Source organism: Halomarina oriensis, assembly GCF_009791395.1.
Lineage (GTDB): Archaea > Halobacteriota > Halobacteria > Halobacteriales > Haloarculaceae > Halomarina > Halomarina oriensis.
On sequence record NZ_WSZK01000009.1, the window covers coordinates 17,718 to 29,608 of the forward strand.

Here is an 11,891-nt window from a genome sequence, read left to right on the forward strand (position 1 = left end):
GGAGACGCGCCGCCAACGCTTTTGCCGTGGGTATCAGTGACACAGTATGGACAGCCGACAGTATCCGTTCGACGGTGCCGTCCCCCAGATACACGACGACGCTCGCGTCAGTCGTGAGTCGACGCTCGTCGGTGACGTCAGCGTCGAGGCGCAGGCGAGCGTCTGGCCGGGCGTCGTCCTCCGTGGTGACGTCGGCCCCGTCGTCGTCGGCCGCGACTCGCACGTCGGCGACAACGCGACGCTCCACGCCTCGACGCTCGGCGAGCGGGTGATGGTCGGCCACGGCGCGGTGTTGAACGAGGTCACCGTCGAGGACGGGGCGCTCGTCGGGTTCAACGCCACCGTCTCGGAGGCGGTGGTGGGCGAGGACAGCATCGTCGCCATGGGGACGACGGTGTTACCGGGGACGGACGTCCCACCGAACTCCTTCGCGTTCGGGACCCCGGCGAACTGGGTCCCGCTGGCCGACTCCGGCGTCGACCCGGAAGCGGTGTTCGAGGACTACTCCTCGGGTGGGTACGCCGACCTCGCGGCACGACACGGCGAACTGTTCGAGTGAGTGAAACGGGCGGAGAACGACTCAGGCCAGTTCCTCGACCACTTCGGGCGAGTCGTTGGTGGGGTCGTTGACCGCCGTCGAGACGGGGTACGCGCGGAACGCGTCGTCGTCGTGGACCGAGACGTCCTCGACGGGCGCGCCGTCGAGCCACGCCGCCTCGTCGGCCGGGTCCAACACGAGCGCCATCCGGTGGTGGTACTGCGCCATGAACGGTGTCGGGTCGCGGGTGACGACGGTGAACGTCTCGACGGGGTCGGGGGCGCCCTCGGGCCCGCCGCCCGCGAACTGGTCCAGTCCGGTCTGGCGTTCCGTCGGCGTCCACTCCTGGTAGAGTCCCGCGAGCGCGAACGGTTCGTCGTCGGTTCGGGTGATGCGGTAGGGCTGTTTTCCGCCTCCCTCCTCGACCCACTCGTAGAAGCCGTCGGCGGGGACCAGACAGCGGCGTTCACGGTAGGCGTCGCGGAACGCGGGTTTCTCGGCCAGCGTCTCCGCGCGGGCGTTGATGATACCCTCGCTCTCGTCGTCGGCCCACGGCGGGAGCAGGCCCCAGCGCGACTCGGTGATGGCGTCGGCCGAGACGTCACGAACGACGGGGAGCGACTGACTCGGCGCGGCGTTGTACCGCGGCCGGTACTCGAACGAGAGGTCGGCGTCGAAGCGGATTTCGAGGTCGTCCGGTGGCACGAACAGGCTGTAGCGACCACACATGTCTCGACGGAGGCACGCGAGCGGCAAGAGGGTTCGCGCGGCGACCCGACACCGACGGCGATTCGACGGGGCGTGATTACAGTCGTCGCGCCTCGCGTGCCGCGGGGACGACGACGGTGCCTGCCGCGAGGTCACCGAGGCGTTGACGTCTGTTGCCGGGCGTGACGACCCACCCGACGGCGTTGAGTGTCAGCAGGTCCGCGACCCGGACGAGTTCGCGGACGGCCGCTTCGCGGTAGCCGACCGGCCCGCCGTCGGCCGTCGTGACCACGACGCCGACGACGTACTTCCCGACGGTCTGGCCGTAGCGACCCTGTGCGACGACGACGTACGAGAACCAGGTGACGAACCAGACCAGCGCCGCCGGGCCGACGGTCACCTGTTCGAGCGTGAGTGCGACGGCGACGACGAGCGAGACGAGCGTTACGACGGCGACGTCCAGACAGAACGCGGCCAGCCGACTCTCGACGACGGCGTCGGTCGTCAGGTCCGGTGACACCCGTTTGAAGCTACCCATGTCTCTCGGAGAGAGGTTCGAGGATAAAAATGAGTCGGCGCACGTCAGACGCGTGGCCGACGAACGAGGAATCCGTCAGGTGTAGTCACCGAACTATCCATCTCACGATTGCGAACGACCCGTATTATAATTTCTGGCCGGCTGCATGTGCACATTAACTGTCCACGTCCCGTGACTTCCGTCCTCGATGAAACGACGTGTCGTTCGTGTCCCCCCGCGAACTTATCCCGGACGACGAGCAACGGGGGCACGTGTCACGCGACCCGTCGTTCGAGATACCGGCCCGCCCGACCCGCAACTACTCGCGGACGACCGTCGAGTACGAGGGGTCGGTCGTGTTCGCACTCTCGCCGGAGGTCACCGTCGGGGACGACGCCCTCGACGCTCTGCTCCGTGGCGTCCTCGACGACGGGCCGTACCGGTACGGCGACTGGTTCGACCTGCCGATGCCGCTGTACACCGTCCACGACGACGCGACCGGCGACACGTTCCGCGTCTCGGTGCGCGACGGGAGCGTCGAGTTACACGTGTTGCCCGCGACCGGTTCGCCGGGGCTGGCGGCGCTGTACGACCGACTGGTCGCCACCGGCGAGCACGACTGGACGGTCGACTGTCGGACAGAGTGTGCGGACGACTGAGTCGGTTGCGGCGACGACAACCGCTTTGACGCCCCGCATCGACCCCCGAGTATGACTGTCTCTCGCGTGGTCGAACTGGAGGGTCACATCATCGACTCCGGGATGATGCAGGCGTGTTTCGGCATCGTCATGGACCTCGACGGGCAGTTCGACGTCGAGGAGTTCCGTGTCGGGCGCTCGAAGACCGAGGAGTCGTACTGCCGAATGACCGTTCTCGCCGACGACCCGGCGACGCTCCGGTCCATCGTCCACGAACTCCACCAGCACGGGGCGAACCCGGCGGACCCACAGGACGCCGAGGTGACCGCCGCACCGGCCGACCGGGTCGTCCCGCCGGGGTTCTACTCGACGACGAACCACCCCACCGAGGTCCGCTACGAGGGCGAGTGGCTCCCGGTCGAGCGCATCGAGATGGACTGTGCGGTCGTCGTCCACCCGGCCGACGAAGTGGGGGCGAACGCGGCGACGGACGACGGCCCCCAAGAGCGGCCGTGGGCCGAGACGAAGGTACTCAACGCCGTGAGCGAGGGTGACCTCGTGGTGACCGGCGAGACGGGAATCCGGGTCCATCCGCCCGAGCGTCCCCGCGAGAAACGCGCCTTCGGGTTCATGCAGGGCGGCGTCTCCGCCGAACGCCCCTCCGAGTCGACCATCGCACAGATCGCCGAGGAACTCCAGCACGTGAAAGACGACGGTGGGGACGTGCTCGTCGTCGCGGGACCGGCGGTCATCCACACCGGCGCGCGCGAGGCGCTCGCCGAACTCGTCCGCGAGGGCTACGTCGACATGCTCTCGGCGGGCAACGGCTTCGCCGTCCACGACCTCGAACGCGACCGCTACGGCACTTCGCTGGGCATGGACACCGAGACGCTCGACCACCCACGGAAAGGCCACAAACACCACATCTACACCATCAGCGAGGTCATCCGCGCCGGTGGTATCCGAGCGGCCGTCGCGGATGGGCTCGTGGACTCGGGCGTGATGTACGAGTGCATCGAGAACGACGTCGACTACGTCCTCGCGGGGTCAATCCGCGACGACGGCCCGCTGCCCGACACCATCACCGACGCCGTCGAGGCCCAGAACGCGCTCCGCGAACAGGCCCACGAGGCGGACATGGTGATGATGCTCTCGACGCTGTTGCACTCGGTGGCGGTCGGCAACTGCCTCCCCTCGACGACGCGGGTCGTCTGTGTGGACATCAACCCCGCGACGGTGACACAGCTACTGGACCGTGGCAGCGCACAGGCCGTCGGCATGGTCACCGACGTCGGGACGTTCCTCCCGACGCTGGCCGACTACGTGCTCACGCGTTCGTGAGTGTCGTCTCACTGGCCCGTTCGTAGCGTTCGAGGTTGCGACGGGCCTTCCTGACGGAGACGCCCGCCGACCCCGAGAGTCGCCCTTCGAGCGAGACGAGCGTCTCTTCGAGGCGTTCGACGTCTGCCCGTGTCCCGCCACGGGCGACAGCGTCAGAACGCGGAGCGTTCTGATTGGCTCGCGAGAGGGACTCACGAACGTCGTCGAGTTCGCTCGCGAGAAACGAGACGGTCGACCGGGTCCCGACGTCCCGGATGCGTGCCGCTCCGGCGTCGAGTTGCTCGCTCGCCTGTCGCAAGTACTGACGGGAATCCTCCATATCCGATTCTTTCGTGATAGACTCCTAAAGGTACTCCCTGCCTAGCGCTCCGTCTCCAGCGGTACCGCGACGACGGGCCGGTCCGTCGAGAGCAGGAGGTCCTGTGCGGTCGACCCGAAGACGATCTTCCCCGTCGGGTTCCGCTTCCGGATGGCGATACAGATCTCGTCGGCGTCGTACTCGGTGGCGGCCGCGAGGATGTCCTCGGCCGGGTCGTTGCCGCGGACGAACTGGTGGGTCTCTACGGGAACCGTGATGTTCTCGGTCAGAGCGTCGATGGCCTCGGTCCCCATCCGGATATCACCGGCCTCCGAGTCGTCTCCGCCCTCCTGAGAGTTGACGACGTAGACCCGGTCGCCGTCGGTGAGTCGGCCGACCAGATAGTCGTTGATTCGCTCGCTCGTCTCGACGTTCTTCGTAGCCACGACGAAGGTTGTCATGGACCAACTCACACCCCCTACCGTGATAAACGTCCCCGCCGAGCGCGGGGTATGAACGTCCTGTTCGCCTCCAGAGACGGCCTCGTCGGTGACATCGCGTGGCGCGTCCAGCGCGAGGGCCACGAGGTCCGCTACTGCGTCGAGAGCGAGTCCGAGGGCCGTATCGCCGACGGGTTCGTCGAGAAGGTTACGGACTGGCGCGACCACGAGTCGTGGGCCGACCTCGTCGTCTTCGACGACGTCTGGGGCTACGGGGCCGAAGCCGAGCGACTCCGGGCCGAGGGCGTCCCCGTGGTCGGCGGCACGGCACTCACCGACCGCCTCGAAGACGACCGAGGGTTCGCTCAGGAGGTGCTCGCCGACGCGGGCGCGGACGTCCTGCCGCATCGTGAGTTCACGGCGTTCGAGGCGGCCCGCGAGTGGGTCCGGGAGAACCCCGCCCCCTACGTCATCAAGCCCTCCGGCGAGGTCCAGAACGTCAAGCGTCTCGTCTACGTCGGGACGGACGGCAACGGCGGGGACGTGCTGGACGTCCTCGACGCCTACGAGGAGGCGTGGGGCCACCGCATGAAGGGGTTCCAGCTCCAGCGTCGTGCGAAGGGCGTCGAAGTCGCGGTGTCGGCGTTCTTCGACGGCGAGTCGTTCGTCGAACCGGTCTGTGTCAACTTCGAGCACAAGAAGCTGTTTCCGGGCAACGTCGGCCCTTCGACCGGTGAGATGGGGACCAGCGCGTTCTGGACCGAGCGCGTCGAACTGTTCGACCGCACGCTCGGTCGATGCGAGGACCTGCTCGCCGAGGAGGGGTACGTCGGCAGCCTCGACCTGAACTGTATCGCCACGCCCGACGGCGTCCACCCGTTGGAGTTCACCCCGCGCTTTGGCTACCCGACGGTCTTCGTCCAGGCCGAGAGCATGGAGACGCCACTCGGGGCGTTCTTCTACGGGTTGGCGACCGGCGACGCGCCGGACCTGCAGGTGCAGTCGGGCTATCAGGTCGGCGTCCGCGTCTGCGTCCCGCCGTTCCCGTTCGACGACGACACGACGTTCCGCGAGACCTCGTACAACGCCGCCATCACGTGGGCACGTAGGGAGGACGGAGCGACCGACGGCGGTACCGGCGCGAGCGAGTCCGACGAGTCGGACCCGACGAGCGTCGACGCCCGCCCGGACGGCCTCCACATCGAGGACGTCAAGCGCGTGCGACCGGACGGGACGCCGACCGACCCCGGCGAACGCGGTCAGTGGCGCGTCGAGGGCTCCTCGGGCGTCGTCTTGACCGTCGCCGGCTGTGGCGAGACGATGCGTGCCGCCCAGCGCCAGGCCTACGAACGGGTCTCGCGGATCGTCCTCCCCTCGGCGTACTTCCGCGACGACATCGCCGACCGCTGGTTCGAGGGCGGCGGGACGCCGCGCGCGCTCAACACCGAACGCGCCGGCGACGGTGACCGCCTCGCGGCGTGGGGCTATCTGCGATAATCGCTGCACGCCCCCGGCGATTCTGACCTCCCCGAGGCGATGCTTGAGCGATGAAACCGCCGGGGGGCTCCGGAACGGGTCGCTCGGGCACAAAGGCATAAGCCGGTCGCTGCCGTACTTTATACCCTACGAGGCCCCATGGTCAACAAATCGCAGTTAGCCCAGAGCAAGTCGATTCACCGGCGAACTGGGAAGACCTTCTACTTTGCGACGAGAGTCCTGCCCGAGCGGGTTCGACAGTCCACGTACGTACTCTACGCGTTCTTCCGTATCGCCGACGAGGTCGTCGACGACGAGGACAACCAGCTCACGCCGGCCGAACAGCGCGAACGGCTGGAGGCGATTCGCTCCGTCGTCCTCGGCCACGAACCGACCGACGACCCGGTGTTGCAGGCGTTCTGTGAACTCCGCGAGGAGCAGGGTATCAGCGACGAGGAGGTGAACGTCTTCGTCGACGCGATGCTGACGGACGTCGAGAAGACCCGCTACGCGACCTACGACGAACTGGAGACGTACATGCGCGGGTCGGCGGCCGCCGTCGGCGAGATGATGACCACCGTCATGTCGCCGACGCCGGAGGACGACGAACGCGCTCGACCCCACGCTCGGGCGCTCGGCGAGGCGTTCCAACTGACGAACTTCGTCCGCGACGTGCGCGAGGACGTCCGCGACCGGGGTCGCATCTACCTCCCACAGACGACGCTCTCGCGTCACGGCGTCACCGACGAACAGGTCGAACGTGCCGAGTTCGACGAGAACGCTCGCGCCGCGGTGCAGGAGGAACTACGCCGCGCGGAGGGACTCTACCGCGAGGGCGTCGAGGGAATCAAGTACCTCCCCGAGGACTGCCAGTTCGCCGTCCTGCTCGCGTCGGTGCTCTACGCCGACCACCACCGGGCGATTCGTCGCCACGACTACGACGTCTTCTCGGCGACGCCACAGCTCAGTACTCGCCGGAAGGTCGCCCTCGTGCTCAAGACCCGCGCGTACTGGGCGCTCTCGAAGGACCCCGAGTCGGTGTTCGCCCGCGTGAGCGCCATCCCGATGACCGACGAACGACCACAGGGCCGCGAGGCGGGCGACCCACGCCCCGTCCAGTAACGCCCGACACACCGACCACTGGGGCTCGTCCTCCCTGTTTCACTCCGCGCGCCGCTCGTCGCGCAGCGCCCGAATCACGTCCTCACGAGTGACGATGCCGACCAGGGCACCCGCCTCGGTCAGGACGGGCAGTCGGTTGATTCGGCCGCTCAGCAGGTCGAGGATGCGGTCGATGTCGTCGTCGGGAGCCACGGTGACGACGTCGGTGCTCATCACCTCGCGGACGGGTTTGTTCACGTTGCGCGCGAGGTCCACACCCAGGTCGAGGTCGTCCCACGACACGTCGACGGCGTACTTCACCGTCTCCGTGAACGGCGGGAGGCCGACGGGAATCCAGAGGACGCGCTCTTCGGTCTGGAACAATCGGACGAGGTCACCCTGCGTGACGATGCCGACGAGTTCACCGTCGTCGCCGGAACGCGATGCGTTCCGGCTGCCAGTGGAGCGTTGCTCCACGCTGTCCAGGACGGGAAAGCCGTTGAACTCCGCTTTCGCCAGTTTCGAGAGCACGTCGCCGACCTCGTCGTCCGGGGCGACCACTTCGACGTCCTGCGTCATCACGTCGCGTGCGGTGAGCATACTCGGTCGGTTCGACCGGGCGTGGGGTAGCCGTTTGGGTGGGCGACCGGCCTCGCGGAGGGTCGACTACCGTCCGATGTACTGGAGCGGCGTCGTCCCGCGCACGTCGAAGTCGAAGCGGTCGGTCCACAGCAGGCCGAGGCCGAACAGCGCGGCGACGGCGACGGGAACCCAGTTCGTGTAGAACGCGTTGATGAGACCCCAGAGGATGACGAAGCTCACCAGGTCGTCGAGCATGAACTCGCACTCGCGGACCCGTCGGAGCAGGCCGCTCCGCGAGAAGCCCCAGTCGAACGCCAGCACCGACACCGTCGCCGAGAGCACCCACCCGAGGTAGTTCGAGACGGGGACGCCGTAGTAGACGCCGCCGGCGTCGTACGCCCAGAACTGGACGGCGACGGCGGCCGGGTCGAGCACGAGGTCCATCGCCACGACGGCCGCGACGGCCACCGGAAGGCGGACGAACCACCGGTCCGCTCGGTCGCCGAGCGACAGCAGACAGAGCAGGTAGCTGTTGAGCACCAGCGGGAAGAAGAACACCGGCAGGGCCACCGGGATGGTGTCGAACAGCATCGGCCCGAGTTCGACGGTGTACTCGAACGCGCCGTACGGTTCGCCGGTCGTCACGCCCAGATACTCGATACCGTAGGCGTAGCCCGCCAGCGCGAGCAGGGCGGTGGCGGCCTTCCGGTCGACCAGCGGCGCGACGCCCGCGACGAGCGGGAGACGCATCACGACGACGCCGAAGAGGACGAAGTAGGGGTTGAACTCCAGGAAGCGTAGGGGGCGCGGGAACCAGCCCTCCGCGCTGGCGACGAGCGAGAGCGCCCCGACCAGCGGGAAGACGACCGAGATGGTGAAGCGGTTCTCCTCGACGAGCGTGTCCAGTCGGTCCTCGACGTGGTCACGACTCCACTCGCGGGTGGTCGTCGCTCCCTCGGTCATCGACGACCCTCGCTGGCCGTCCCGTCGACCGAACGCCGCCGTTCACCCATACAGCATCACCCACAGCCCCGCCATCGTGATGACCGCGCCGACGACGGTGTTGATGGCGGGGTACCACCAGTAGGCCTCGTTCACGTCCACCGACGACGCGGCGATGCCGAAGACGATGACCGGGTAGACGCCGAGGACGACGGCGAAGAACGGGTGGACGACCCAGAACGCGGCGGCGGCGGCCGCCCAGCACAGTCCACAGTAGACGTAGGTTCGGCGTTCGCCGAGCAGCGTCGCCGTCGTGCGGACGCCCGCCGCGCGGTCCGGGTCGATGTCCGGAATCGCCGAGAACGTGTGCATCCCCATCGCCCAGAGCCACCCGCCGACGACCGCCGCGACCGGCGGGTACTCCCCGGCCAGCGCGGCGAACGTGACGACTGCGGGGAGGACGTACAGCCCGTTCGACAGCGAGTCGAGAAACGGCGTCGTCTTGAACCGGAGCGGTGGTGCGCTGTACTCCACCGACAGCACGCCCCACGCGAGGAAGGCGAGGAGCGCGGCTTCGGGGAGCACGAACGCGAACGGGAGCGCGAGGAGTCCACAGACCACCACGCTGGCGACCACGAGTCGGCCGCCGCGATAGCGCACCTCGCGGCCCTCCTTCTTCTCGTTGAACGCGTCGATGTCGGCGTCGAAGACGTCGTTGACGCCGTAGAGCAGGACGTTCGCCGGGAGCAGGAAGTACGCGAACAGCGCGAGTGCGACCGGCGAAATCAGGTCCGCGGGCACGGACGCCGCGTAGGTCGCCCCGACGACGACCGGTCCCGCGAGGTAGAACCAGAACCGGGGGCGGGACATCCGGAGCAGGTAGCCCAGCCGCGACTCCTCGGGCGGGAGGACGTCACGGATACCCGTCGCCAGTTCCATCACTCCTCCTCTACGAGCGCGTTCGCCGTATGCTCACCGCTGATGAGACACATCGGGACGCCGATACCCGGCGTGGTGTAGCCGCCGGTGTAGTAGAGGCCGTCGAGCGCTTTCGAGCGGTGGCGCGGGCGCAAGAGCGCGGTCTGCCGGAGCGTGTGGGCGAGGCCGCCGAGCGCGTTGCCGTCGTAGGCGTTGTAGCGGTCGGCGAAGTCGTTCACCGAGAACTGCTCCTCGAAGACGATACGCTCGCGCAGGTCGACGCCCGTGTGCTCTGCGAGGTCCGCCAGCACCGTCTCGCGGTACTCCGCGCGAATCTCGGGCGTGTCGTCCAGGCCGGGCGCGATGGGGACGAGGACGAACAGGTTCGAGTGGCCCTCGGGGGCGACGGTGTCGTCGGTCACGCTGGGCGCACAGACGTAGTACGCCGGTTCCTCGGGCCAGCCGGGGTCTTCGAAGATGCGCTCGAAGTGCCCCTCCCAGTCGGTCGGCAGGACGAGCGTGTGGTGGGCCAGCGGGTCGATGTCGCCCTCGACGCCCATGTACAGCAGGAACGCGGAGGGCGAGTAGGTCTTGGACTCCCAGTAGTCGTCGTCGTACTGGCGCTCGTGTTCGGGCAGCAGTTCGCGCTCGACGTGGGCGTAGTCGGCGTCGCTGACGACGTGGTCCGGGCGGTAGACCTCCCCCGTGACCGTCTCGACGTGGAACCCCGACTTGCGCTTGGTTATCTCGACCACCTCGCTGTCGGTGACGAACTCCACACCGAGTTCCTCGGCGAGTTCGACGATTCCGTCGACGACGACGCCGATACCGCCACCGTCGCGGTCGTCCGCTTCCTTCCGGACGGGGTACCAGACGCCCATGTTGAAATCGACGTGACTCATGATGTTGTAGAGCGCCGGCGTGTTCGACGGCGCGCCACCGAGGAACACCAGCGTGTACTGCATCAACTGCTGGAGTTTGGGGTGGTCGAAGTAGTCGCTCACGTAGTCGTCCATCGTCCCGACGAGTTTCAGGCCGATGGGTGCGGCCTTCATCACGTCCGGGTCGACCCAGTCGCGCAGGCGCGGCCGGTCGGTGTAGACGAAGTCGTCCATCGCCGTCTCGTAGTGGCGTTCGCTCGTGTCGAGGTACTCCAGCAGTGCGCCGCCCGCGCCCGTCTCGTAGGTCTCGAACGTCTCGACCATCGCCTCGACGTCCGGCAGGACGTCCATCCGGTCGCCGTCCTTCCAGAACACGCGGTAGTGCGGGTCGAGACGTTCGAGGTCGTAGTAGTCCGTCGGCGACTTCCCGAACTGTGCGAAGAACCGCTCGAAGACGTCGGGCATGAGGTACCACGACGGCCCCATGTCGAAGGTGAACCCGTCGGCTTCCAGCCTGGACGCTCGTCCGCCCACCTGCTCGTTTTTCTCCAACAGCGTCACGTCGGCCCCGTCGCGGGCGAGGAAACACGCCGCCGACAGCCCACCGAACCCACCGCCGACCACGACCACCTCGCGGTCGCGGAGGGCGTCTCGTTCGCTCATAGATGGACGACGCCGGGAACCGTCTAAAAGGGGGCTGTTCGGTCCGGTACCGAGCCACACGATACCCCGGTTCGGTCGCACGTCGTCGTTCCGCTTACACAACGGCCAAGCGCTCGCCGTGCGTTGGTTCGGTATGGACGCAACGACAGTCGTCGTCACCGGCGCGAGTCGAGGACTCGGCGAAGCGGTCGCCCGGCGGTTCGCCGAGGAAGGAGCACACGTCGTCCTCTGCGCTCGGGACGCCGACGCGGTCGAGTCGGTCGCCGAATCCATCCGGGAGGAGGGCGACAGCGCCACGGGCCTCCGCGCGGACGTGCGCGACGAGTTCGACGTGGAGCGGCTGATGGAGGTGGCCGCCCGCGAGGGCGAGGCCGGCGGTGTCGACACGGTCGTCGCCAACGCGGGCGTCTACCACGGCGAGACGGCGAAGACGCCGCTGGCCGAGGACGCCTACAGCGCCTTCGACCAGCACTACCAGACCAACGGCCGTGGCGTGTTCGCCGCCGTCAAGGAGGCGCTGCCGCATCTGAACGACGACGCGCGAATCCTCGTCCCCTCGGGGAGCGTCGCCGTCGACGCCACGCCCGGCCTCGGGTCGTACGCCGCCTCGAAGGCGTTCGCCGAGGCGCTGGTCCGACAGTTCGCCGTCGAACTCGACGCGACGGTCGGCGTCGTCGACCCCGGTCAACTCGCCACCGAACTCACCGGCGGCGCGGGCCGGGACCCGACCGACGTGGCCGACCAGTTCCTCTGGGCGGCGACGGAGGCCCCCACCGAGGACCTCGACGGCGGCCGCGTCGACCTGAAGACCTGGAAACGGGCCACGCACTGAGGCGTCTCCGAGGGTT

General features: G+C 68.0%; 14 protein-coding genes. 6 read left to right on the forward strand and 8 right to left on the reverse strand.

Annotated elements, in window-relative coordinates; genetic code table 11:
- The first annotated feature begins 46 nt into the window (after positions 1-46).
- The gene (locus GQS65_RS03980; protein WP_158203384.1) at positions 47-559 is read left to right on the forward strand and encodes a gamma carbonic anhydrase family protein; all 513 of its coding nucleotides are present in this window, start codon (positions 47-49) and stop codon (positions 557-559) included.
- Between the two features lie 21 nt (positions 560-580).
- On the opposite strand, the gene GQS65_RS03985 is transcribed toward GQS65_RS03980, so the two are convergent.
- Positions 581-1,267: an SOS response-associated peptidase gene (locus GQS65_RS03985; protein WP_158203385.1), complete on the reverse strand. Its 687-nt coding sequence runs from the start codon at positions 1,265-1,267 to the stop codon at positions 581-583.
- A 76-nt stretch (positions 1,268-1,343) separates the two neighbouring features.
- Positions 1,344-1,784: an RDD family protein gene (locus GQS65_RS03990; RefSeq protein WP_158203386.1), complete on the reverse strand. Its 441-nt coding sequence runs from the start codon at positions 1,782-1,784 to the stop codon at positions 1,344-1,346.
- Between the two features lie 251 nt (positions 1,785-2,035).
- Here GQS65_RS03990 and GQS65_RS03995 point away from each other — a divergent pair, with 251 nt between their 5' ends.
- Together GQS65_RS03995 and GQS65_RS04000 are read left to right on the forward strand one after the other, a co-directional pair.
- Positions 2,036-2,422 carry a hypothetical protein gene (locus tag GQS65_RS03995; RefSeq protein WP_368279809.1) on the forward strand — a complete coding sequence of 129 codons (387 nt, stop codon included), beginning with the start codon at positions 2,036-2,038 and terminating at the stop codon, positions 2,420-2,422.
- Positions 2,423-2,473: 51 nt separating this feature from the next.
- Positions 2,474-3,742, forward strand: coding sequence for an ornithine cyclodeaminase (locus GQS65_RS04000; RefSeq protein WP_158203387.1), 1,269 nt, complete (start codon positions 2,474-2,476; stop codon positions 3,740-3,742).
- Here the strand turns inward: GQS65_RS04000 and GQS65_RS04005 are convergent.
- Both GQS65_RS04005 and GQS65_RS04010 read right to left on the reverse strand, forming a co-directional pair.
- A complete protein-coding gene (locus GQS65_RS04005) occupies positions 3,729-4,061 on the reverse strand; it encodes a hypothetical protein (RefSeq protein ID WP_158203388.1) in 333 nt (110 codons plus the stop codon). The genes GQS65_RS04000 and GQS65_RS04005 overlap by 14 nt on opposite strands.
- Before the next feature lie 41 nt (positions 4,062-4,102).
- Entirely contained in the window at positions 4,103-4,501 is a 399-nt protein-coding gene (locus GQS65_RS04010; RefSeq protein ID WP_158203389.1) for a universal stress protein, read from the reverse strand.
- Positions 4,502-4,552: 51 nt separating this feature from the next.
- Between GQS65_RS04010 and GQS65_RS04015 the strand changes: the two genes are divergently transcribed.
- Positions 4,553-5,977 (forward strand): phosphoribosylamine--glycine ligase, encoded by a 1,425-nt coding sequence (locus GQS65_RS04015; RefSeq protein WP_158203390.1) that lies wholly within the window; start codon positions 4,553-4,555, stop codon positions 5,975-5,977.
- A gap of 138 nt (positions 5,978-6,115) precedes the next feature.
- A complete protein-coding gene (locus GQS65_RS04020) occupies positions 6,116-7,078 on the forward strand; it encodes a phytoene/squalene synthase family protein (protein WP_158203391.1) in 963 nt (320 codons plus the stop codon).
- Positions 7,079-7,117: 39 nt separating this feature from the next.
- Here GQS65_RS04020 and GQS65_RS04025 read toward each other — a convergent pair whose 3' ends face one another.
- The 4 genes from GQS65_RS04025 to GQS65_RS04040 form a co-directional block, all read right to left on the reverse strand.
- Complete coding sequence (locus GQS65_RS04025; protein ID WP_158203392.1) at positions 7,118-7,657, reverse strand: CBS domain-containing protein; 540 nt, start codon at positions 7,655-7,657, stop codon at positions 7,118-7,120.
- A gap of 66 nt (positions 7,658-7,723) precedes the next feature.
- Positions 7,724-8,602, reverse strand: a complete 879-nt coding sequence (cruF, locus tag GQS65_RS04030; protein WP_158203393.1) for a bisanhydrobacterioruberin hydratase — start codon at positions 8,600-8,602, stop codon at positions 7,724-7,726.
- 42 nt (positions 8,603-8,644) lie between these two features.
- A complete protein-coding gene (locus GQS65_RS04035) occupies positions 8,645-9,523 on the reverse strand; it encodes a prenyltransferase (protein ID WP_394351427.1) in 879 nt (292 codons plus the stop codon).
- A complete protein-coding gene (locus GQS65_RS04040) occupies positions 9,520-11,043 on the reverse strand; it encodes a phytoene desaturase family protein (protein ID WP_158203395.1) in 1,524 nt (507 codons plus the stop codon). The genes GQS65_RS04035 and GQS65_RS04040 overlap by 4 nt, the downstream gene beginning before the upstream one ends.
- Before the next feature lie 133 nt (positions 11,044-11,176).
- On the opposite strand from GQS65_RS04040, the gene GQS65_RS04045 reads away from it, so the two are divergent.
- Complete coding sequence (locus GQS65_RS04045; RefSeq protein WP_158203396.1) at positions 11,177-11,875, forward strand: SDR family NAD(P)-dependent oxidoreductase; 699 nt, start codon at positions 11,177-11,179, stop codon at positions 11,873-11,875.
- Positions 11,876-11,891 lie beyond the last annotated feature (16 nt).